At 41.3% G+C, this 21,494-nt stretch carries 24 protein-coding genes and 2 riboswitches; of the genes, 3 read left to right on the forward strand and 21 right to left on the reverse strand.

The genetic code is table 11. The features are described from left to right. Positions 1-5: 5 nt before the first annotated feature. On the reverse strand, positions 6-335 hold the full coding sequence (locus L1611_RS18265; protein ID WP_236315151.1) for a four-helix bundle copper-binding protein: 330 nt from the start codon (positions 333-335) through the stop codon (positions 6-8). A 170-nt stretch (positions 336-505) separates the two neighbouring features. Here L1611_RS18265 and L1611_RS18270 point away from each other — a divergent pair, with 170 nt between their 5' ends. The 3 genes from L1611_RS18270 to L1611_RS18280 all read left to right on the forward strand — a co-directional run bounded on the left by L1611_RS18270 (position 506) and on the right by L1611_RS18280 (position 1,752). Next, positions 506-1,096: a guanylate kinase gene (locus tag L1611_RS18270; RefSeq protein ID WP_236315152.1), complete on the forward strand. Its 591-nt coding sequence runs from the start codon at positions 506-508 to the stop codon at positions 1,094-1,096. Between the two features lie 55 nt (positions 1,097-1,151). Further along, positions 1,152-1,295: a hypothetical protein gene (locus tag L1611_RS18275; RefSeq protein ID WP_236315153.1), complete on the forward strand. Its 144-nt coding sequence runs from the start codon at positions 1,152-1,154 to the stop codon at positions 1,293-1,295. 157 nt (positions 1,296-1,452) lie between these two features. Beyond that, a complete protein-coding gene (locus L1611_RS18280) occupies positions 1,453-1,752 on the forward strand; it encodes a hypothetical protein (RefSeq protein ID WP_236315154.1) in 300 nt (99 codons plus the stop codon). A 116-nt stretch (positions 1,753-1,868) separates the two neighbouring features. Here the strand turns inward: L1611_RS18280 and L1611_RS18285 are convergent, their stop codons facing one another. The 20 genes from L1611_RS18285 to L1611_RS18380 all read right to left on the reverse strand — a co-directional run bounded on the left by L1611_RS18285 (position 1,869) and on the right by L1611_RS18380 (position 21,363). Then, positions 1,869-2,900, reverse strand: a complete 1,032-nt coding sequence (locus L1611_RS18285) for a serine hydrolase domain-containing protein (protein ID WP_236315155.1) — start codon at positions 2,898-2,900, stop codon at positions 1,869-1,871. 111 nt (positions 2,901-3,011) lie between these two features. Next, complete coding sequence (locus L1611_RS20845; RefSeq protein WP_236315156.1) at positions 3,012-3,869, reverse strand: response regulator; 858 nt, start codon at positions 3,867-3,869, stop codon at positions 3,012-3,014. Between the two features lie 23 nt (positions 3,870-3,892). After that, positions 3,893-5,530, reverse strand: a complete 1,638-nt coding sequence (locus tag L1611_RS18295) for a GspE/PulE family protein (RefSeq protein ID WP_236315157.1) — start codon at positions 5,528-5,530, stop codon at positions 3,893-3,895. A gap of 76 nt (positions 5,531-5,606) precedes the next feature. Next, positions 5,607-5,700, reverse strand: a riboswitch (cyclic di-GMP riboswitch). Between the two features lie 220 nt (positions 5,701-5,920). Next, positions 5,921-6,574 (reverse strand): class D sortase, encoded by a 654-nt coding sequence (locus L1611_RS18300; RefSeq protein WP_236315158.1) that lies wholly within the window; start codon positions 6,572-6,574, stop codon positions 5,921-5,923. Further along, complete coding sequence (locus L1611_RS18305) at positions 6,574-7,716, reverse strand: processed acidic surface protein (protein WP_236315159.1); 1,143 nt, start codon at positions 7,714-7,716, stop codon at positions 6,574-6,576. Before L1611_RS18305 ends, L1611_RS18300 begins: the two co-directional genes overlap by 1 nt. A gap of 241 nt (positions 7,717-7,957) precedes the next feature. Beyond that, positions 7,958-8,470, reverse strand: coding sequence for a ribonuclease H-like YkuK family protein (locus L1611_RS18310; RefSeq protein WP_407681747.1), 513 nt, complete (start codon positions 8,468-8,470; stop codon positions 7,958-7,960). Between the two features lie 473 nt (positions 8,471-8,943). Then, complete coding sequence (locus L1611_RS18315; protein WP_236315161.1) at positions 8,944-9,654, reverse strand: ATP-binding protein; 711 nt, start codon at positions 9,652-9,654, stop codon at positions 8,944-8,946. Beyond that, positions 9,651-10,142, reverse strand: a complete 492-nt coding sequence (locus L1611_RS18320; protein ID WP_236315162.1) for an ECF transporter S component — start codon at positions 10,140-10,142, stop codon at positions 9,651-9,653. Before L1611_RS18320 ends, L1611_RS18315 begins: the two co-directional genes overlap by 4 nt. Continuing rightward, on the reverse strand, positions 10,139-10,729 hold the full coding sequence (locus L1611_RS18325; RefSeq protein WP_236315163.1) for a cob(I)yrinic acid a,c-diamide adenosyltransferase: 591 nt from the start codon (positions 10,727-10,729) through the stop codon (positions 10,139-10,141). The genes L1611_RS18320 and L1611_RS18325 overlap by 4 nt, the downstream gene beginning before the upstream one ends. 12 nt (positions 10,730-10,741) lie before the next feature. After that, positions 10,742-11,182: a bifunctional adenosylcobinamide kinase/adenosylcobinamide-phosphate guanylyltransferase gene (locus L1611_RS18330; RefSeq protein WP_236315164.1), complete on the reverse strand. Its 441-nt coding sequence runs from the start codon at positions 11,180-11,182 to the stop codon at positions 10,742-10,744. Next, complete coding sequence (locus tag L1611_RS18335; RefSeq protein ID WP_236315165.1) at positions 11,134-11,751, reverse strand: histidine phosphatase family protein; 618 nt, start codon at positions 11,749-11,751, stop codon at positions 11,134-11,136. Before L1611_RS18335 ends, L1611_RS18330 begins: the two co-directional genes overlap by 49 nt. Next, positions 11,709-12,500: an adenosylcobinamide-GDP ribazoletransferase gene (gene cobS, locus L1611_RS18340; RefSeq protein ID WP_236315166.1), complete on the reverse strand. Its 792-nt coding sequence runs from the start codon at positions 12,498-12,500 to the stop codon at positions 11,709-11,711. The genes L1611_RS18335 and cobS overlap by 43 nt, the downstream gene beginning before the upstream one ends. Further along, positions 12,501-14,003 (reverse strand): cobyric acid synthase, encoded by a 1,503-nt coding sequence (locus L1611_RS18345; protein ID WP_236315167.1) that lies wholly within the window; start codon positions 14,001-14,003, stop codon positions 12,501-12,503. Further along, positions 14,000-14,563, reverse strand: coding sequence for a bifunctional adenosylcobinamide kinase/adenosylcobinamide-phosphate guanylyltransferase (locus L1611_RS18350; RefSeq protein WP_236315168.1), 564 nt, complete (start codon positions 14,561-14,563; stop codon positions 14,000-14,002). Before L1611_RS18350 ends, L1611_RS18345 begins: the two co-directional genes overlap by 4 nt. Then, positions 14,542-15,621, reverse strand: coding sequence for a threonine-phosphate decarboxylase CobD (gene cobD / locus L1611_RS18355; protein ID WP_236315169.1), 1,080 nt, complete (start codon positions 15,619-15,621; stop codon positions 14,542-14,544). Before cobD ends, L1611_RS18350 begins: the two co-directional genes overlap by 22 nt. Beyond that, complete coding sequence (cbiB, locus tag L1611_RS18360; RefSeq protein ID WP_322972581.1) at positions 15,596-16,606, reverse strand: adenosylcobinamide-phosphate synthase CbiB; 1,011 nt, start codon at positions 16,604-16,606, stop codon at positions 15,596-15,598. The genes cobD and cbiB overlap by 26 nt, the downstream gene beginning before the upstream one ends. Continuing rightward, positions 16,558-18,027: an adenosylcobinamide amidohydrolase gene (locus tag L1611_RS18365; RefSeq protein WP_236315216.1), complete on the reverse strand. Its 1,470-nt coding sequence runs from the start codon at positions 18,025-18,027 to the stop codon at positions 16,558-16,560. The genes cbiB and L1611_RS18365 overlap by 49 nt, the downstream gene beginning before the upstream one ends. Position 18,028: 1 nt before the next feature. Continuing rightward, positions 18,029-19,090 carry a FecCD family ABC transporter permease gene (locus L1611_RS18370; protein ID WP_236315170.1) on the reverse strand — a complete coding sequence of 354 codons (1,062 nt, stop codon included), beginning with the start codon at positions 19,088-19,090 and terminating at the stop codon, positions 18,029-18,031. After that, entirely contained in the window at positions 19,053-20,024 is a 972-nt protein-coding gene (locus tag L1611_RS18375; RefSeq protein WP_236315171.1) for an ABC transporter substrate-binding protein, read from the reverse strand. The genes L1611_RS18370 and L1611_RS18375 overlap by 38 nt, the downstream gene beginning before the upstream one ends. Before the next feature lie 132 nt (positions 20,025-20,156). Then, a riboswitch (cobalamin riboswitch) is annotated at positions 20,157-20,338 on the reverse strand. Between the two features lie 542 nt (positions 20,339-20,880). After that, positions 20,881-21,363 carry a PCYCGC domain-containing protein gene (locus L1611_RS18380; protein ID WP_236315172.1) on the reverse strand — a complete coding sequence of 161 codons (483 nt, stop codon included), beginning with the start codon at positions 21,361-21,363 and terminating at the stop codon, positions 20,881-20,883. Between the last annotated feature and the right edge of the window lie 131 nt (positions 21,364-21,494).

The raw sequence follows: 21,494 nt of genomic DNA on the forward strand, positions 1-21,494 counted from the left end.
GCTGTTCATGCGGCATGATTTCTGCATGCATCAGCACATTTGAAGCATGATTCTGCACATTTTTGACAATGGTCATGATCATGCTTTTTACATTCGTTTCCGCATGCCTCACAGATGTCAGCACATGCTTTTGCTAATTCTGCGGTAAATGGAGTTCCTCTTCCCAATGCTTGCTCGAGAAATGCACACATATCAGCACATTCTCTGTCCAGGCGGATACAATCCACCATCAATTTGACGTCATCTTCCTTTAAGCATGCGTCATAACAGTGATTACAAGCTACCATACACTCATGCAAGGTATCAATCAAGGATTGGTACTTTTCATGTGACATCATTTACCTCCTTTTCATTAGTGGTACTATTGCAATACCCTAAACTGTTTTTCCAATAAACATAATACCTTTAAATTGTTGAAAAATTTTGTAAAATTGGCAGTTCTGAATCATAAATATGGTATAATATAAATAACTGAAATTTCTAAAATTTTATAAGGAGGTTTTATATGTACCAAGTAAAAGATGATGAAAAAATTTTCATTTATACCGGACCGGACGGATCAGGCCGAAAAACGTTAGCGAAGATGGTCGCTACTGTTTTTGATATGGAGACGGTAATCTCTTATACGACCAGGAGCCGCAGGCATTATGAAGTTGACGGGAAAGACTATCATTTTGTAAGCGAGGAAGCTTTCCAAACGATGCACCAGCAAAATGAATTCCTCGAAAGTGTCGATATTGATGGCTTCCATTACGGTATACGGGAAAAGGATATTATTGACACTTTCAAAGATCATAAATTAGTCTATCTTGCTTTAAATCCTGAAGGTGCAGACAAATTAAAACACATGTACGGTGAGAATGTGATCAGGATTTTCATCTATGCGGATCGGGACACAGTCATCAAAAGACAACAAGAACGCCAGGATGATGCTGCTGCTATCCGCCGTCATATAAAGCATTATGATGAAACGATGAATTATTTGAATGTATGTGAACATGCCTTTGAAAATTATGATCTGCCTCAAGTGTCCTATCAGATCAGTGAACTAGTCGAATCATATTTGAACAGGGATTACATCGAATCGGAGTATTAAAAAGATCATAAGGACAAAAGGATAGCTTATATCTTTCAGTGAGGAAGTGAAAGCAATGAGAGCTGTCAAAAAGGCGTTCAGAATCATTGTGATTTCGAACCTTGCAGTATTTGGTTTCATCATGTTCCTCCCTGCCCTATTGATTACAGGGGATATTGAGATCGTACAGGAGTTTATCGATTTTTTGAATAAGGATTAACTCTAGACTTAGATAAAGCGTATCCTAAGAGGTATCAGGATCCGCTTTATTTTTTTTGATTTTGTTACTTAGGGGAACCTTTAAATCATAAAGGTGTATATATTGGCAAGATTCTTCGTTATAATGAGCCATATAAGAATGACAAAGGGGTATTAGTATGAATTCAAAAGAGGTGCAGGAGAAGGTCATCGAGAATTATCAACGTGATGAACAAATGATGATTCTTGTATTTGCTCAGTGGTGTATCAATCATGATCTTGATCCAGAAGAACTTTATAAAAAAGCTTATCCTAATCAAGCTTCGAATCCTGAGCTTAAGCAAGCATGGGCGCTTACAGTTCCTAAAGAGGAAGCAGGGGAAATCGGAGATCAGACCCTGCTTGCCGTCTTATCCATGTTCGGTAACGATGATCTTGCCTTTATTGTCACAGAGGAAATTGAAAAGCGCAGGACATAGGAGTGAAGTTAGGTTACTACGAATAATGAGAATAACTCATGGAGGAAATGAATATTCTTCCATGGGTTTTTCTATTTTTGAGTTAATTGTATATGGTTCGGGAATTTAACCTTGCTTTATATTAGGATCAACTCATCTTCAAGAAATTTCATGATTTTGAACGGTCCTTTACTTTTATTGGAAGAAATTGTGAGGATGATCCCAGGGTTTGGGTAGACTACTGAATGAAAGCTGACCCCTGGATCGTAGCCCATCACGTGGTATTTGGATATCTCCCCTGCCCTTTTGTTGATCCAAATTCCATACCCGTAATACACTTCTTGTTTAACTTGAATATGGGGTTCCAACAACATATTTTTAGTCGGTTCTTCCAACAGCATATTGTTGAGTAAACCTTCCCAGAATTTATTCATATCTGGAGCAGTGACATACGCCCCGCCATCTGACCCTCCTATTACAGGGATTGAGTAAACATTTGTCCTCCAGGTTCCGTCCTCCTCTTCAATGTAGCCTGAAGCAGTATTCTTAGGAAGTTGATCCATAGAGAAATACCCCGAATCATGCATATTGCACCTCTTGAAAATATTCGTTTCAATATAATCGATAAATCGAAGTCCCGTCTTATGTTCAATAATCAACCCCAGTAAGATGAATCCGGCATTATTATAATGAAATTTCTCACCGGGATTGAACACCATGCTTTTCTCTTGGAACATAGGTACAAAATCCTTCAAATTCCGCAAAAGATACATTGGCTGCTGTTTCCATAAATCTTCAAAGTCATCCATTTCGGCTTCATCAAAGTAATCAGGAATTCCAGCACTATGTGTCAAAAGATGATGGATCGTTATGTTTGTGGCAAAGTTAGGAAACTCAATATCAAGACAGTCTTTCAAGCTGCTTTCAAACGAGATAACTCCCTTTTCCACCAGTTGACCAATTGCGACAGCTGTGAAAAGTTTACACCCGGAGGCTATTCCGAATCTTGTATTCAATTCATTCTTTTTTTCTTCTGAACGGTTCGCATAACCTGCTGCAAGAAGGATGACATCTTCCTTGTTCCTCTTCATATGGATCGTGCCGGAAAAAACTTCGTCTTCTATGACTTGTTTTAATTTGGGTTCGATCATTATATCGTTTTTGACCATTATGGCTGCCTCCTGAAAAGTAGAAATTGGTTCTCAGTTCTTTTCTACAATAGATTGGAATTTCCTTTTGAAAAATAAAAACTACACCCGGTTAAAGATGTAGTTTTTGCTTTAGTTCATGCTTTCTCCTTCTTCGATCCGTTGTTCCAGCCATACGTGAAGGTCACGGAAACCATCGAGGGATAGACAGATCGTCTGTTTTTCATTGGATTCGCTGCTCATTTCCAAACAGATATTTTGATCATTCTCTGTGTAAGTGAAAGCGAAATGTTTCTTCTCCCCTTGAATCTCTTCCTCCCAATTGCACATGTAACTTGTTACAAAGTTGATTTTACTGTTCCTGGCAGGCTTCCGATTCTTGAACATTTCCCTTGAATGCTCAACCACCGGTTCTGGTGACGGAACAGGGTGATCAACTTCATCCTTGGCAGCGGTATTTAGTGATACTGCTGCTTCAGATTTTGCTACCTCTGTTTCTTCTACTGCTCGATCAACAAGTGATGCTTCTTCTGATGAAACGGTTTCAGGTTCTTTTTCTTCTTCTTGTTCTACAACTTCCGCATTTTCTTCTTCCACAGTTTCTTCAGTTTTTTCTGATCTCAATTGTGGTTCAACATATTTCTTAATGATTTCACTCATATAATCCGGTTTGAATGGCTTCATCAAGTATCCTATTGCTCCAGCATCCAACGCTTCCTTGATCATATCTTTTTGATTGCTGGCTGAACAAACAAGGATGATTGCCTCAGCATCAAATTTCAAGATTTCTTTAATCGCCTCAATACCATTCATTTCTGGCATTGTAAGATCCATCATGACCACTTGCGGCTGGATTGCTTTGTATTTTTGTACCGCTTCCTTTCCATTGACTGCTTCACCAGCTACGATATGACCATACTGTTTAAGGCAATCAGTCGCCATTTTACGCATAAAGCTGGTATCATCCACTACTAAAAATTTATAAGACATCCTTATTCCCCCTATATTTTGCTTCAATTGACTGCTTTCAAGACTTCATCCACTGTTGTAATTCCTTCGCGAGCTTTTGACAGTCCATCATATAGCATCGTTTTGAATTCACTTTTCTTTAAATACTCATGGAATTCTTCAATCGGGCTCTTTTTCAAAATCAATTCACGCAGTTCATCATCAACTGTCAAAATCTCATGGATGCCAGTGTAACCTTTAAATCCTGAATTGTTGCATAACTTACAACCATCCCCTTTTACAACTGCCACTTTTGAACTTTTATTCGTAGTGACGAAGGAGCGGAAATTGCCGATTTTACTTTTTTCCTTTTGATCTGATACCTCTAAAAGATTATGTGCTTCAAAAAGCTTCGACTCTTCATCTGAAGCAGGCATGCTTTTCGCACATCGCTCACAAATGCGGGGAACCAGCCTTTGGCCGATGATGCATGATAATGATGAAGCAACCAGGTATGGTTCAATCCCCATATCCAATAGGCGTCTAATGGTATGGATCGTATCATACCCGTGTATGGAGCCGACGACTAACCGGCCAGAGAGTGCGACTCTTGTTGTAACTTCTCCTGTCTCAGCATCAGGCACATCACTGACCATGACGATATTCGGGTCTTGGTTCATGATTGTCCTAAGGCCATTTGGAAATGTAAAGCCCAAAGATTCATTCACCTCTATTTGCATGATGCCGTTGATTCTTCGCTCGACAGGACTTTCCACTGATACGATCTTCCGTTTATCTACGTTGAGATGATTCAAAATGGAATAAAGTTGAGTTGTTTTACCGCTGATTGCTGGACCGGAAATCAATATCAATCCATTATTCTTTTCCAATGCATCCTCCAATTTACGTTTGTTCTCTTCTGTAAAACCGAAATCATCAATTTTGAAAAAGTCTTCCGAATGCTTCATCAGACTCAGGACAACACTTTCACCATCGATTGTCGGTACAGTCGAAACCCGAATGTCAAAGTCATTATTGTAAAAATCCTTATGTATGTATCCGTTCTGTGGTAGTTTTCGTTCTGAGGTGTTCATATTTGAAATCGTCTTTATTCTTCCAATGACAGCTTCTTGCAATTGTTTAGGGATCGTCTTTTGTTTTTTAAGCATATGGTTGATCCGATATCTTACAATAAGCCCCTCTTTATCAGCATCAAGGTGGATATCACTTGCATTTTGCTGGAGACCATAATCAATGACTTCGGATAATTCTTTAACTGAATCTAATAGACCATAATGATCAATGATAGCCATCTCCAGTTCGCTACGTGTGGCCAGGCATGGTTGAACAACCATGCCTGAAGCAACTTGTACATCTTTCATCGCCTCTTGATTCAAGGGGTCTACCATTGCTACTTTTACTCTTCCATCCTTTTGTTCGATTGGGATCATGCAGTGTTTTCGAGCGACCGATTCGTGGATCAGTTGCAATGTTGCACGGCTTGGTGCCGCTTCATCCATATTGATTACAGGAATGCCTAGCTGGAATTCTAATGCCTCTACTAATTGCCGTTCGGTAATCATCTCTTCTTCTACGAGAATCTCACCAATTTTTTTAAACGAGTGCTTCTGTTGCTGTAGTGCTTTTTCCAGTTGTTCTTTAGTTATCAAACCATTCATGATCAAAAGTTCACCAATGCGCATATGGACCTCCTTGAAATTATTAGCTATAGATAGAATCGTATTTATTTACCAAAAAAGACATAAAAAGCCAAGTGTCTTGAGCGGCCCGACGGTCATGCCATCCTAATCGAGATGGTTTAGATTCGTAGCTTTGCGTCCCCGACTTTCGAACGGGTTTGCCTTTTATCATTCACTTGGCTTTCGTGTAAAGAAGAAAAATTTGTCTAGGAAAAAATACCCTTTTGTTACATGGTTCAATTATACTTGAAAGAAAGATTTGGAAAAATAGAGCGTTATCACTAATTTCCAAAATAGTTGAAAAGAACCATTATTTTAACATTAAAGGTATTCAGACAATTCAATATAGGTCATTATTCTTATGAAATTCACGAAAAATGCCGTCGAACAATGTCAACGGCTTTTGTTTGTTTTTCCTTTCAGTTCTGCAATAAGAACATATCGTTCTGGGGCAGCACCGACAAAATCAAATGGATAACAGGTCGAGACCGTAAGCGTAGCTCGGGGTTTCGGAACTATGACGGTACGATCGTCTTCATCCACTATCCTTACTTTTCGAACTTTATAGGTGAACTCTCCGGCTGAAGTCTTTACGATCAAAATATCGTTAACGCCAACCTCCCCTAATTTACGAAAGACCGTATCCCGATGGCCTGCAAGGACTGAGTTGTCATTTTCTCCAGGCAGAACGCTTCCAGCAAAATGACCGACACCTCTTTCCAAGTCATCTTCATCTGTACCATGATAGATTGGTAATGTCGCCTCAAGTTTCGGGATGACCAGTTCCCCAATCCGTTCACCCCTTTCAGGTCTCGCAGGATATAGAACGCTCGCCTTATCATTTCGTCCGGAATCTTTTATCGACTCCTGAATTTCACTATCAGGTGAAGCTTCTACAGTTGATACTTGTCCCGTTTTAAATAAGAGGTAACCCTTTAGAAACTTATACGCATTTGTACTTGAGAGCCAGATCCCGCCTACAATCAGTCCGATAGAAAGGGAAAGAAGAACCAATTGCTTGATTCTTCCTTTGTTCATCTTCACCATTACGTAATCTTCACTTTGTACCGGCGGTATAAAATGAACCCTAACATCGCTGCGAATAAGCCAGCGACTGTATTTTCAACGTAATTTGAAGCTGTTTTCGGAAGTTTTGCACCCTTTACTGTTTTGGTAACTGGTTTTTGAACGACTTGTTCTGTTTGTTTTAAATCACTTCCTACTTCTTTTACAAACTCCGAACCGAACATATCTGCCGTAAAGAGGAAATCAGCAAGAAATTCTCCATTCTTGTTGTAAAGTTCAATACGAAGGTCGTATCCTTGAGAGTCTTCCATGGCCATCAATGCCTTAAATGAGATTGCTTTTACTTCATCCCCTTTTACGAGATAAAATTTCACATCTAGCTCAAATAAGTCCATCAATTCGTTGAAAATATCAAGTAATTCTGCAATCTGTTCAGCAGTCAATTCTGCTGCTGTGTCAAACTCCTCAAATGCCATCATACGGTTGGCAAGGTTGTCCAATCTCTCAAGAAAAGCAGGATCCTCATAGTCTATTGTTTCCAGGTGATTGAACAATCTCTCGAACTCATCCTCTGTAAAACCGATTTGGTTTAGAAGGTCATCAAACTCTGCCATATCGACCTCTGGACCGTTTATATAGAACTCAAGCATGAATTCAAGGTCTTCGATTGTTTCATAGTTAGCAAGTTCATCATCATTCTCTGCTAAAAGAGATTTCAATTCTTCTCTCGTCATATCATATTGTTTTAGGAGTTCGTTTAAGCTTTCATCAGTAATCGGAGTCAATGAATAGAAATAAAGATCACTATCCAAGTCATCTACAAATGTATAGACATCTAGAATTCCTTCTCCTTCTTCCATTTCACCATTGGCAACCAGTAGTTCAGTTGCTTCTTCAAGCGTCAATCGGTGTTCTTTTAATAACTCATTTAATAATTCTTCCGTTAGGACAGGTCCTAAGAAGTCTTTCAATTCCTCGATGTCCTTGAAATCTTCCATTGCCATCTCATAGAAATCGAGATATTCTATTAATTCTTCTTTCGTCCATCCTATTTGATCCAAATAGGTTTGGAGGTCTTTTTCTGCTGGTGAAGCAGAAGCATAATGTGGTATTGCCGCAACACATAAAACCAGAATAAAAATTGCAGACAGTATGCGTTTCAACTTGATCTTTCCCCCTGAAAATGTAGTAATTTCTAGAATAGTATAATCTTGAAAAATAAAAAAAGATAGATTTATTTTTCGGCAAATATTGGCACGGAAAATTCGAATTAAAATACTATCCTCATGGGGCTTTAAGCACTTGCAAAAAATAAAAAAACAGCTCCGTATTTTCGAACCTGTTTTCGATAATTCCATAAATTATTTTGTTATTAAAGTACAAACTTTTTTGATGGGCTCTTTCTCACTTTGTATATCGATTGGCATAACTTGAGGCAACCAGAGATTCTGGCTTGATTTTTGCTTCTATCCCATGCGCTTCGATCCTCGCGACCATTTCTGCGACGAACTCCCTTGTTTTATTTCGTTTTCCTTTCCCGATGTCCAGGTGCCCTTCCATTATAAAACTCGACCCTTTATACACATGGGGCAAAACAATCTGGACCAATTTATTCTTCAGTTGCTCATTGAACAGGAAAGCAACTTCTTCTGTTAAAGAAGTTTCGATAGAGATCTTCTGGTGGAGATTACGGATTGCTTCAGGGTATCGTATCCTTCGATAACAGGCCCAGGCTCCCCTGCCTACTCTTTGTATGACAAGTCCAGTGATGAAGATCGTCTCATTCTGATAAACATGTGAATCCGTACCAATCATAAGCTTATAGTTGCCCATCGGTTCCTTTTTCATAAAGGTCACGATGTGCTGAAATACATCTTCAAAAGTCAAATACGGATAAGTAAGGTTCTTAAACGCCATTGGCTGGTCTGCAAAGAAATTGCCATTCACTTGCATCCATCTCCTTTTGTCGTTTTCTTGTCCTATTAAAATAACCTGACATGCCCTATATTATTTATTTTGGGTTGGTTTTTCATGTACTTGCACTATACTATTCGTCGCTTATTCAAGGGGTGAACAAGTTAAAAGGTCCTCTTTTTAATAAATGAATTTGACGAATGTATTATGCGGGATTTCTTGGAAGAAGAAAATAAAGAAAAGCGCAAGCGCCCTGGTAAACCACGAAGGTCACTGGAAGACCGACGAGGAGGCTCGAACCAAACAAAGTTCGGTTCTGCGTGGGTAAATCCTTCGATCTAAATCAATGTGTCGACCGCCGCAGGAGGACTGAAGTGATCCAAGTGGTGGTGGGGGGAGCTAGACATTTCTTCACCGCAACCAAAATCTTTATGCTTTCTTATCCTCCAAAAAAACCTGAACCAAATAGTAATGATTCAGGTCCGTACAATCAAAGGATGGTATAGGATACCGGTTAAATCCCTTATGCAGGAATCAAGTTCAGGGGGGTATGAGACGATGAAGCATGTAGCAGGTCCTGCCGATTTGGCCAAATCCACATCAGATTCTATATGTACATCAAGTGACGCCCATCTTGAATTCATTTTCGACAACTCGTAACGGATCCCCTTAGAACCGACTGGCCAAACGTAAAGATCCTCTAATTCCAAGACACTGTTGAAAATAGATAACGGAGCAACCTGTTGATTTTGTGCGATCACTTCGGAACCTACTAGAGGACTTCCGATCACAGCAGTTTGTAACTCTTCAAATCGGATTTCCTTTTCAGTATCCGTACCTCTTCCCATCACCACCACACCAACAGCAGACTGATTAAGTGAAAAATTACTTTCCGTACTTCCTGTGACCTCCACTTGGTCCAATTCAAGTTCTGATAACCCTTTTTCAACACCCTTTTCAAGTGATCTCCATACTTCATCACCACAGAAATTGTGTATAACGACAGATATCGGGATTCCTCCAGAAGCCATACATTCCATCACGGCTACGCGAAAGGAATAATAGGACACGACATCATAAGGTACAATGACATCATCTTGATCTTTTTCCCCTACAGATCCACTATTATCACTTGTGATGATCAGCTTTTCATCTTCATTAAAGGGGACGATAATCGCATTTCTCATCTTCCGGCCTCTTGAATGTTGTTTTTAACCACCATTGAGTGGAACCGATGGACAAGCAGAAAGGTGATAGCAGCATTGATAATTGAACCAATCAGCAAGGATGGTACGATGGCGACATAGAAAGATTGGCTGATCAAGTAGATAAATGGTAAAGGAGCGATCAGTCCATTTCCAATGATGAAAATCAAACCAGCCCACATCCTTTTACCTTTCTCGTAAAGGGTCGCAAATGCCCATACTAAAAAAGCCATTTCCAGAGCGATTATGAAATGGAACGGACCTAACGGCATTCCCACCAACAAGGAGGAGACGAGATGACCAACAACAGTCACCAATGCTCCTGACCAACGACCTATCATTACCGCAGCAACTAATGCTGGAAAGACATCAAGCGCAACACTTCCTATGATAGCAGGAATTTTAATGGAAGCTCCAACAACAGAAAGTCCAGCGAAAAGCCCTGATAAGCTGATCTGCTTACTGATCATTTCTCCTCACTACTCTTTCTATTTCCATTCCTGAATACCTTAGCACTTCGAGCATACTCCACATCTTTTACATTCATCCGGAAGTTGATCACTCGTCCCAGCGCAAAAAAGTAGTCGGATAACCGATTCAAAAATTGCAGAGGGATTTCCGGAACATCTTGCTCAGCCTTCATTAAACGTACCACGAGCCGTTCTGCTCTCCTTGTAACTGTTCTTGCAATGTGGATCGAGGCTGAAGGTTTAGAACCACCTGGTAGAATGAACCTTTCCAATTCAGGCGCTTCCTCGATGAATGCATCGATTTTATCCTCTAAATAAGTGATCGATTCCTTAGTCAGTTTCATGGCCCGCTTTTTTGAAACGTTCGATAAGTCTCCACCGCAATCAAATAATTCATGTTGGATTTTTTCGAGGTCTTCGAGAACATCTTGAAAAATATCTGGATCAAGCTCGGTCATGGCTTGGCCAACGAAACAATTCACTTCATCAACCGTTCCATAGGCTTCTACCCTGACATCATCTTTATCTACTCTTCCTCCAATCAAGCTTGTTTGTCCTTTATCACCTGTCCGTGTATAGATTCGCATCTTTTTCTCCTCCTACTTGATTCGTTGATTGATTCCATACCATACCAGGTCGACACGTTCAGCTTTTTCCGCCGAATCCTGGTAACACCAACCCGTAACATCCCGCCATGTGCGTTCAGTTTTTTCCAATGGAACAATCCCTTTGGAAATATCTGTCCCGATCAGAATGATCCTGTTTAGTCTGTTCTTGTCCTCCCACCTCTGCCATTTTACTAATCTTTCATGCCAACTTCTTCTGCTTTCATCCATATCCATTTCAAGGAGGAGTCCTTTGATCCATTGCTCAATCCCTTCAAGGAACAGAAGTTGTTTTCCAAATGTCGAGAGATCAAACGGTAATGGGTCTTGTTGATAAGCCGATACCCACTGGTAATGTGAATGACCTTCAATCTGGTAATGTTTTTTCACCCATGATTTTTTGCCATTAAAGGCACCTCCTGTAATGAAGTGCATCGTCCACCCCTCCTTAGGATTCCTTTTTTGAAAGTAAGCTCAAATCCGATTCCATGTGGTACATCCCATTCCCAGAACTCCTTCTGGATCGGGGCGAAATCCCTCAATAATGCCCTGATCACCCCTCCATGGGTCATGACCGCAGCCCTAGGAGCCTTGTCAGCTAGCACATATTCCATCACTTTCCCCCATCCAGTATTGACTCGATCCTGAAATTCTGAAAAGCTTTCACCCTGGGGTGGAGAATGTTTCCAAGGATCCTTCAGCCAATTTTCATAATCGGTATGCCCTCTCAATTCAGTATAGGTTTTTCCTTCCCACTCACCAAAGTTCATCTCTCGTAATTCGAATAAACATATCCTCTCCTTGTTTGGAAACAGGAGTTCTGCTGTTTGGACACATCTTCCGGAATCACTTGAGAAAAGAAGATCATATGACCTGGATAGAGGCTGGATGGAACTGGACTCTTCGGGACATAATGGTGAGTCGGACCAACCAAGATATCCCCTCCGTTTATTTTCTTCAGTCAGAGCATGACGGAATAATGCAATAACCATATCGTCATCCATAACATCAATTCAACTCCTTCTACAGATGCACCTAAAACATCACCTGTAATGCCGCCAAACCACCTGCCTACTTTTGAACGTATGAAAACAAAACATATCGCCGTGACGATAAGCATGATCATGAAAGCTGGGAGAGCTTTCTTATCCATGAACATAAAGGCTCCGCTGACCAACAGTATATATACGCAATATATCCCGAATAATGAGGAGTCCACAGTACTTCCGAAATGATGTGCGAGTCCCTCTTCCTTAGCGGGTTTCACCAGCACGAGAAGGATACCCATCAAGCCCCTGCTCAAGAATGGCATGAACACGATCGCAAAATAGGATGTCAAAGTAAGTGTTGTTACAATTTCATAGATGAATAAGAATTTAGTACTTAACAAAATGATGACTGAAAGAACACCGAAGGCTCCTATTCTCGGATCCTTCATAATCTCCAGGCGTCTTTCGATACTACAATATGAAAAATAGGCATCACTCGCATCCATCCAGCCATCCAGATGAATACCGCCTGTCAGAATGATCATCATGATCCAAAGGAAAAAGGCGATAGCAAGACTTGAAAAGGGTGTCCAATGGACGAGAATATAGACAAGGAAAGCGTATGTTAGTCCCTGGAATAAGCCTAACAGCGGGAAGGTCCTCACAGCTTTCTCCAGGTGATCATCATCCATTGGAACCTCTAACGGTATAGGAATCATCGTGAAGAATTGCAGGTTGATGATAAACCCTTTTATATACTTCACCTATACCTTCTCCTTGTCGTAAATGATTGTTTTCAAAAGTGGCCAGTCGATGTTTTCATGTAAGTGAGCAGCCAGGGCATCATACCGATCTTCCTTCAAATCAGCAGCATAAATAGGAGTCCTCTTTTCTAAGCCTTTCCGTTCACGAATCAGGTTCAACCACGCATTCCTCCAACCATCATTATGGAACAGGTGATGAAGATAGGTTCCGATGACTGTTCCTGTACGATTGCAGTACCCATCAGTTTGGCCATTTTCGAGCTGGATGAAATATTGATCGTTTTTGAAATGGACCGTCTTCCCCAAATGGATTTCATAGCCCTCGACATGTGAGGTTACCTTGAGGCCTTTGGCGCTGATAGACCCTTTGACCCTGTTCGTCTCTTTGACCGGATGGAAGATCGTTTCCGCAGGTATAAGTCCGAGCCCTTCCACTTTCTCACCAATTGAGCCGGTGTCTGTGCCAGCTTCATCAATAATGCATTCACCAAGCATTTGATAGCCTCCGCAAATTCCAATAAGGACACCGCTTTTTTCTGCAAACTCTTTAATAGGACCATCGAGTCCAGTGTCTTTTAAGTGCTTCAGGTCATTGATTGTACTCTTCGTACCTGGAATGATGACTGCATCAGGGCTTCCGAACTCAGAACTATGTTTGATCCAGCGGACAGATACATCCGGTTCATATGTGAACGGTTCCAGGTCACTATAATTGGAGACATAGGGGAGATATATGACGGCTATGTCGATCTCACCTTCTTGGTGTTTGTTCATTTGGTCTTGCAAGGATAAGGAGTCCTCCCCATCGATCCCGTGATGATGGATATAGGGTAAAACACCGAGAACAGGTATTCCAGTCCGTTCTTCCAGCCATTGGATGCCGTCTCGGAACAAGCCTATATCTCCTCGGAATTTATTAATGATCAATCCTCGGACTCTTTTCCGTTCCTCAAGGGGAAGTAACTCAAGTGTCCCGATAATACTCGCGAAGACTCCTCCCCGATCGATATCTGCAACCAACAAAACGGGAACATCCGCCATTTCAGCGACTTTCATGTTGACTAGTTCACGGTCTTTCAGATTGATCTCCACGGGACTGCCAGCACCTTCAATGACCAGTACATCATAGTGGCGTTCCAAATATTCAAGGGAGGAGCGGATCACTTCTATTCCTTTTTCATAAAACTGCTCCCGATAACCGCTCCCGGACATTGTTTTAGAACTTTTTCCCAGCAGGATGATCTCTGACTGTTGATCAGATCGGGGTTTCAACAAGATCGGATTCATCCAGACGGACGCTTCTGTTTTGGCAGCTTCAGCCTGAACGCCCTGAGCCCTGCCGATCTCTTCACCATTAATGGTGACATATGAGTTATTGGACATGTTCTGTGACTTAAATGGTGTGACCTTCAAACCTTCAATAGCGAACAAACGGCATAACCCTGTTGCAACCAAGCTCTTGCCGACGTCTGAAGCTGTTCCCTGGATCATGATTCCCTTCATTTAGTCACCCCTTTCATCAATATCGGTACACCCGACTCGACCAAAAATGCCTGATTTGCAGTGGATACGATATATTGGTGCAAGATCCCTAATGTCTTTTTATACGTCAAGACAAGTTCGTTATCCTGTATAGGTTCGTTTAAAATTTCGTTGCTGACGATGATCAATGTATGGCAGTTCTCCCTTAACTGTCCGATTCCATCTATGATGGAATCAATCAACCTGTCATCGGGATGTGTGTCCGGGTAAAAGAGTTCATTATTCAACAAGGTTGTCAAACAATCCAAAAGCAAGATATCACTAGCAGTAAAGTTTTCAGCGAGTTTTCCAATATTCCTCGGTTGTTCCCACGTCTTCCAAAACTGGTTAGAATGTTGCCTGTCCCGTTCATGTTTTTCAATACGCCTCTCCATTTCCAGATCAGAACGTAACCCTGTCGCGATGTAATTGAGCTTTCCATTGCTGGCAATTGATTTTTCCGTAGCGATCTTTTCCGCAAAATTGCTTTTGCCGCTACGGACTCCACCAGTAATGAATATCATTGATGATGTTGCCTCCATTGCTTCAACACCTCGATCAAACGGTCATTTTCAGATGAATGTTTGATTCCAAAACGAAGCCATCTTCCATCCAATCCAGGAAAATTATACGTATGCCTTGGTACGATTCCGTTTCTCAATAGATGACGGAGCAGCGGTAACTGATCTTCCTTATCTGTATCTTTCAATAGATAAAAGTTTGCTTTAGAAGGAGAGAACGCATAACGTTCTTTTTTGAAAAAGGTAAACAGTTTCCGTCGTTCCTCACCTATGTAATTGCTTGTTTCGACCATAAAGGGCTGTTTCTTCAAACAGATTTCTCCTGCAGCAAGTGCAGGAACGTTTACACTCCAATGAGTCTGGTAGCCTTTGATTCGTCGGACGATCTCTGGGTGTGCGATCATATAACCTAGCCTCAGGCCTGGTATCGCGAACATCTTCGTCATCGAACGGATGATGATCAGGTTCTGGAATTCCTTTGTAAACGGGATAATCGGCTCGTAGTCCGACACCATGTCGTAAAAGGCTTCATCCAATACGAATAGACACTCCGCTTCTTTACTGGCTTTGAGCAGCTGAATGATTGATTCAAAATGATATTGCACGCCAGTTGGGTTGTTCGGATTACATAGAAAAAGGGCATCTATTCCTTTAAGCTTATTTTGTAGCTGCTCTACATTCATTTCCCAATCGGGCGCCTCGAGGTGGTGATAGTGGATCTTGCATCCATTTAGATGGCAGTTTTTCTCATATTCAGAGAATGTCGGTTGAATGATCAAAACGTTTTTCCCACTTAACATCCTTGACACGAGGCTGATCAGATCTGCGCCGCCATTTCCGATCAAGATCGATGGCGGCTCCACTTGTTCAATCTCAGATATGGTTTTTTTAAGTTCCGTTGCATCAGGGTCAGGGTAATCCGTGATCCTACGGAAGATTTCCATCCACCGTGCTTCCAATTCAGGTGGCGGGCCAAGCGGATTGATATTGGCACTGAAGTCGATCAATATCTCGGGCTTTGGTAAATCGAGAGCTTCATAAAGATAGTTTGGATTAGAACCATGTGATGGCCAATTCAAGTAAAGTCCCTCCTATCCATAAAACAAACAAAAATCCTAAAAGTGTATGTTCCATGACTGTGTTTACATGTAAGATATGACCTTTCGTCAAAGGTACGACCGCTTCCCCCATGACGTCCCGTCGGGAGATGTTCCCCCCATAATAGTTGGTGCCGCCGAGTGAAACGCCCAACAGTGCTGCCACAGCTGCTTCGCCCCAACCACTGTTAGGGCTTGGGTGCTTTTTTGCATCCCGGAAAAGCAACTTCCAGGTGGTCATTCTGTAGTGATGCTTCGGTCTATTGCATATTAACATAACAAAAGCAGTCAATCGGCTCGGAATCCAGTTAAGAATATCATCCATCCTGGCAGAAGCCCAGCCGAATCGTCGGTATTGGTCATTCCGGTATCCAACCATAGAGTCACAGGTATTGACTGCCCTGTAGATCATGGCAAATGGAGCGCCGCCAATCAGAGCCCAGAACAATGGTGCGGTGATCCCATCACTCGTATTTTCGGCAACGGTTTCAACAGTAGCACGAGTGATTTCTCCCTCATCCAAATTATCAGTATCACGACCGACTATGTAGGAAAGTTTTTTACGAGCTTTGTCGATATTACCTTGTAAGAGTGGCTGATGGACCTCCATTGCAGCCTGCTTCAAACTCTTTCTGGCAATGGTTGTCGAGATGATCAACCCCTCTATGAATACGCCTATGAACGGATTCACTTGATAAGTAAACCATACGAACAAGAATGTGATCGTTCCGGTTGTCAATATGACAAAAAGGAGCATGAGAACTCCTTTTTGCAATCGAAATGGTACCTTATTCATTTTTATGTCCAAACAGGCTATCAATCTTCCTATCCATCGGACTGGATGCGGCCACTCTGGAGGATCACCGACTAGTGCATCAATAACCAAGGCAAGTGTAATTGCGTACAGGTGAAAGAGAATCATGACTGTTTCCTTTTTTCGTAGTTTTGAATCGCTTCTTTCGTACATTCATAAACTGCTTTACTGATCAGTTTTCCAAGAGGTGTGATCGTACCTGCAAATTCAAGCTTTCTTCCGGTCTGGGCAGCAGCGATCAAAATACTGTCAGTGGACGTCCCTGTTGCAAATGTACAGCTTACTTTATCCGTTACCCCTTGATCATGCAACACTTTGACTTTAGCCTCTGTGGCTGTCATCATACTTTGGATAAATGCTTCTTCTGTCATTTCCCCATTGACGAATATCCATGTATTGATGGTTCCTGGCTGGATTTGAAAGTCATGCAGGTAACTTTTAGAGGCGTCGATGGCGTTTCCTACTCCGGCTGTTATGAGGACGAAAATGGAAAATCCATCTCCTTCATAAGAACGTAATGCTGCGTCTTTCAACTGGACCGCTGTCATCATCCCGACAGTGTCAGAAGGTTCAAATCCATGACTTTTCAAATATTGGACCATTTCCTGCTTATGGTCAGTGCAGTCATAATCAAGAGCGACATGCCTGTTGATGAAGGTCTGGTGCCAGCCTGTTCCAGATCCGACTACACCTGAAGACATCGTTTTTAATGGAATCGGCGTACGTAGTACGATTCGTTCATCTGATATGGTAACGTTTGAGGAATCGACTCGGACTACGTTCCGTCGGTCGGACGATTGTTTTGGAAGCAGTACCATTTGAGGTGCTGGAACTTTCGGATGCGGCTGCTTTTCGATTGTCGTCTGATAAACGGATTGGATCCTTTCCTGACGCAAGACTTCGTTCGGCGTATGTTGGATATTGATAACACCTTTCTCCAATAGCAACAGCCGGTCACAGTACAATCCCGCCAGATTCAAATCATGGAAAATCGATATGACCGTTAATCCCCGATCCTCTGTCCACTGTTTCAACAAATCCAACAGCTCTTTCTGAAAGGAGAGGTCCAAGTGATTCGTCGGTTCATCCAACAATAAGATATCAGGTTCTTGGGCTAAAGCTTGAGCTAAAAAAACTCGTTGACGTTCCCCACCGGAAAGAGATTGGATATTTTTATCCTGAAATTCTGTGATCCCTGTTTGCTCCATCACTTTTTTGACAATGGATTCATCTTCTATGCTCCATGACTGGAACCAGCCTTTTTGATGGGCATACCTTCCTAGAGAAACCGTTTCTTTTACCGAATACGAAAACCCTTGATCAGAGTGCTGTGGAAGGACGGCAATGATTTTCGCCAATTCTTTTGATGAATAGCTTTCAATAGGTCTTCCTTTGACGGAAACCATGCCTTGTTGGAAGCCCAGGATCCCGCTGATCATTTTCAGCAAGGTGGTCTTTCCACTCCCATTCGGACCTAGGACACCAAACATTTCCCCCTTATCCACTTCAAAAGTTATCTCTTTCAAAATGTCCGTTTCGCCATAACCGCCTGATAGGTTTTCTACGTATAGCAATTCAACCACTTCTTTCCGTCCTGCGCTTGATTAAAATCAGTCCAAATACAGGTGCTCCTACTAGAGCTGTAATGACACCGATCGGAAGCTCAGTCGGTGAAATCACTGTCCTTGCTACAAGATCTGCAAGGATCAAGAACCCGCTTCCTGTTAATATCGACAATGGCAATAAATGTTTATGGTCCGGTCCCCATAACAACCTTGTCAAATGTGGAATGACCAAACCGACAAATCCAATCGTCCCTGAAACGGCTACTGCAGCTCCCGTCAATATCGAACCAGCAGTCAACACAATCAACTTTCTTTGTTGAACATTCACTCCAAGATGATGAGCCCTTTCTTCACCGAATGACATTGCATTCAATTCATTTGCATTTATTAGAAGAATCGCTGAACCAATCACGAAGAATGGAAATATGATCTTTATGTATTCCCACCCTCTCATGGAAACACTCCCTAATAGCCATCCGATGATTTGCCTCAATTCATCACCTGTCAACGCAATCATTAGGGAGATGAGCGCTCCAAGAAAGGAGCTGAAAATGATCCCTGTCAAAATGATGGTTTCGACTTTCATAGAACGTTCAATTTTTCGTGCAAAACTGATGACAAGGAAAATCGTGATAAATGAAAAGAGAATGCTCAACAAAGGCAGTGTAAAAGACCCGATGAACGGAATCGATAGTTGGAAAAAAAGAGTTATGACAGCCCCTACAGAAGCGCCTGATGATACACCTAGCGTATATGGATCGGCTAGGGGGTTCCTTAAAAGACCTTGGAAGGCTGCACCCGCTATAGCGAGAGCAGCACCTACAAGACCAGCAAGAATCACTCTTGGAAGTCGGATATCCATGACAATGCTTGTGTACATTGAGTCGATAGCATCGATCGATAAGAACGGAAAAATTTCATGACCTACTATTTGAATGATCATAGAGGCAGGAACAGAAACGGTACCGACTGAAATGCCTAAAATGATTGAAATGATTAGAAAAGTAATTGCAAATAGGTAAGCTAGTATTCTATTATTTATTAAACGTTTCTGGATAAACCGCCTTTGCAAGTTCTTCTACTCCTTCAGCAAGCCTAGGCCCTGAGCGGGCTACAAGATCTGAATGAACGTCATAGACTTGTTTATCTTTTATAGCCGTTACATCTTTCCATCCGTCTCTTGACAAGACTTGTTCTACTGCATTTTCAGTATAGTAGCCATACGTTGTGATAATGACATCCGGGTTTTTCTCGACAACTGCTTCTTGATCGATTTTTGCCCAACCCTCTAAATCACCTGATGCATTTTCTGCATTGATGATGGATAACATTTCATCCATGAATGTATTTTTTCCTGGAGTATATATTTCTGGTGCTGGAGAAACCTCAATGAACACGGATTTTTTTTGTGAAATACTTTGGGCTTTTTCTTTGATTGCTTCTATTTCTTCTTTCATTTCACTTACGATTTGACCAGCTTCTTGTTGTTTTCCAGATGCCTTTCCGATCATTTCGATAGATTCATAGACTTGGTCGAAGTTTTGAGCTTCATTTACGACAAGTACTGGGATACCTGCGTCTTTCAATTGCTGGAATCCTTCAGTTGAATTATGTGCACTTGATGCATGGGCTAATACTAAGTCAGGCTTAAGAGAGATGATCTTTTCAATATTCATTTCTTGGCCGCCGATTTTCTCTTTGTCTGCCGTATCCTCTGGATAATTATCGAAGTCTGAAACCCCTACAATTTCTTCACCAAGGCCTAATTCATAGGCTATTTCCGTGTTACTGGGGATAAGCGAAACGATCCTTTCAGGCTGTTCCTCAATGATGACTTCTTCATCAAGGGCATCCTTTATGGCTACTGGATATGCCTCACCCTGATTACTTTCTTGACTACCTTCATTAGTAGTGGTTTCATCAACTGGAGTTTTGTCATCTCCACATCCAGCTACCAATCCGATTGATAATAATAACATGAGTATGAGTGATAGTAACTTATTCATTTCATAAAGCCTCCTATTGATTGATGGAATAAAAAAACATCTCCACATAGAACATGGAGATGCCGGGAAATAGATTTTAAATGTAAAATTAGTAATCTACCGGTTGACACACCCCCTATCCGCGTAGGTTTTCAGTGCATACAGATGTTGGCAGGTCTCCTGGCTCATGATCATCGTTCACTGCGCCTTCCCGTACGATAAACAGTGGCATTTTGCAGTGAACTCCCAATTACAGTGGCGGGACCGCGTTGGAATCTAACCAACTTCCCTTTCAAGTCTTCATTCAAAAAGACACCAACTCTGTTATATGTATGAAATTTTCCGCTATGTTTGATTATACACTACAATCGACTGCTATAGGCAAGGTCTTTCTGATAAATTTCAATATAAAAAGACATCCTCGGACTAAACCTCTTGTAAATTTAATGACTTCAATACGATTTATAGATAAAGCTCTTACTAACACAATTATCAAAAGTATCACATATTTATAAAACAAGCTTTTTAAATTGTTATGATCAGTTTATAGGGGATGCCAAGCACCTCCCCTACCTACCCCCTTCTTATATAGATAAATTGGAGGGGCTGACCCATTGGGTCAGCCCCTTCGGAGTGGATAAGTTCCTTCTTAAGGTACGAATCGTTTTCTGAAATAGGAACTGACGAACTTTCGAAGTAAAGGTCTAGATGATGAATCTTACGAAAGCATTTGAAATATAAACAAGATCCTGAATGTAAAAACCACTTACGTTTTTTACGTGCGAATTATAAATGTGTACAACCAAAACAAAACCCGTTGCTCTTATTCTTCATTGTAGTTATTTCGAAAAAATAAAAACCCCTTGACAGGGGCTTTTTAAACTTCAGGTGTAGGTGTCGGTTCTCCGAATCCATCCTTGTATTGTTCATCGATCATGGTACGGATTTCTTTGATCGATTTTCCGTCTTTATATTCCAATATAGATTTCACTGCGATATCCAAGCATGCTTTACACCTAGTAGCATGATCATCCCATACAAGAGAGCCATCTTTCTTGTTTTCATGTATGAAACAATCGTAGTTGTTTTTATGGTTGGCTGATTCGCCGCAACCGCAATAGCAAGGGATATTTTCCAGGAGATCTTGATGCATGGCTGCTGCTCTATATATATTTTGCATATTCTCAGACTTGTCATCCAAAAATGTTGGAATGACTTCCGCCGATTCCGTTTGTTCCCGTAAATCACCGTTTGATGCTTGATGGACCCCATCATGATCCTTGTGTTCTTCATCAGAACAAGCACCCAAAAGCGGAAGGCTAAGGATAAATACCAAGAATAAACTGCTGTACTTTTTCATTTCCAAGTTCACTCCATTGTGGATTTTCACATCTATCATACCACTATCTTTTCAATAGAGGGGGATTAAAATGTTTTATCTTTGTGACACTCGCATTATCATTTTTCAATCCCTTAGATGAGAAATTAAAT

It is taken from the genome of Pseudalkalibacillus salsuginis (genome assembly GCF_021646685.1).
GTDB classification, from domain to species: domain Bacteria; phylum Bacillota; class Bacilli; order Bacillales; family Fictibacillaceae; genus Pseudalkalibacillus; species Pseudalkalibacillus salsuginis.

Excerpts from the sequence above, each read along its gene's own strand:
- L1611_RS18265 (WP_236315151.1), bottom strand. The coding sequence starts at position 335 with ATGTCACATGAAAAGTACCAATCCTTGATTGATACCTTGCATGAGTGT.
- L1611_RS18270 (WP_236315152.1), top strand. The coding sequence starts at position 506 with ATGTACCAAGTAAAAGATGATGAAAAAATTTTCATTTATACCGGACCG.
- L1611_RS18275 (WP_236315153.1), top strand. The coding sequence starts at position 1,152 with ATGAGAGCTGTCAAAAAGGCGTTCAGAATCATTGTGATTTCGAACCTT.
- L1611_RS18280 (WP_236315154.1), top strand. The coding sequence starts at position 1,453 with ATGAATTCAAAAGAGGTGCAGGAGAAGGTCATCGAGAATTATCAACGT.
- L1611_RS18285 (WP_236315155.1), bottom strand. The coding sequence starts at position 2,900 with ATGGTCAAAAACGATATAATGATCGAACCCAAATTAAAACAAGTCATA.
- L1611_RS20845 (WP_236315156.1), bottom strand. The coding sequence starts at position 3,869 with ATGTCTTATAAATTTTTAGTAGTGGATGATACCAGCTTTATGCGTAAA.
- L1611_RS18295 (WP_236315157.1), bottom strand. The coding sequence starts at position 5,530 with ATGCGCATTGGTGAACTTTTGATCATGAATGGTTTGATAACTAAAGAA.
- L1611_RS18300 (WP_236315158.1), bottom strand. The coding sequence starts at position 6,574 with ATGGTGAAGATGAACAAAGGAAGAATCAAGCAATTGGTTCTTCTTTCC.
- L1611_RS18310 (WP_407681747.1), bottom strand. The coding sequence starts at position 8,470 with ATGGCGTTTAAGAACCTTACTTATCCGTATTTGACTTTTGAAGATGTA.
- L1611_RS18315 (WP_236315161.1), bottom strand. The coding sequence starts at position 9,654 with ATGAGAAATGCGATTATCGTCCCCTTTAATGAAGATGAAAAGCTGATC.
- L1611_RS18320 (WP_236315162.1), bottom strand. The coding sequence starts at position 10,142 with ATGATCAGTAAGCAGATCAGCTTATCAGGGCTTTTCGCTGGACTTTCT.
- L1611_RS18325 (WP_236315163.1), bottom strand. The coding sequence starts at position 10,729 with ATGCGAATCTATACACGGACAGGTGATAAAGGACAAACAAGCTTGATT.
- L1611_RS18330 (WP_236315164.1), bottom strand. The coding sequence starts at position 11,182 with ATGCACTTCATTACAGGAGGTGCCTTTAATGGCAAAAAATCATGGGTG.
- L1611_RS18335 (WP_236315165.1), bottom strand. The coding sequence starts at position 11,751 with ATGGATGACGATATGGTTATTGCATTATTCCGTCATGCTCTGACTGAA.
- L1611_RS18345 (WP_236315167.1), bottom strand. The coding sequence starts at position 14,003 with ATGAAGGGAATCATGATCCAGGGAACAGCTTCAGACGTCGGCAAGAGC.
- L1611_RS18350 (WP_236315168.1), bottom strand. The coding sequence starts at position 14,563 with ATGGAGGCAACATCATCAATGATATTCATTACTGGTGGAGTCCGTAGC.
- cbiB (WP_322972581.1), bottom strand. The coding sequence starts at position 16,606 with ATGTACGAAAGAAGCGATTCAAAACTACGAAAAAAGGAAACAGTCATG.
- L1611_RS18375 (WP_236315171.1), bottom strand. The coding sequence starts at position 20,024 with ATGAATAAGTTACTATCACTCATACTCATGTTATTATTATCAATCGGA.
- L1611_RS18380 (WP_236315172.1), bottom strand. The coding sequence starts at position 21,363 with ATGAAAAAGTACAGCAGTTTATTCTTGGTATTTATCCTTAGCCTTCCG.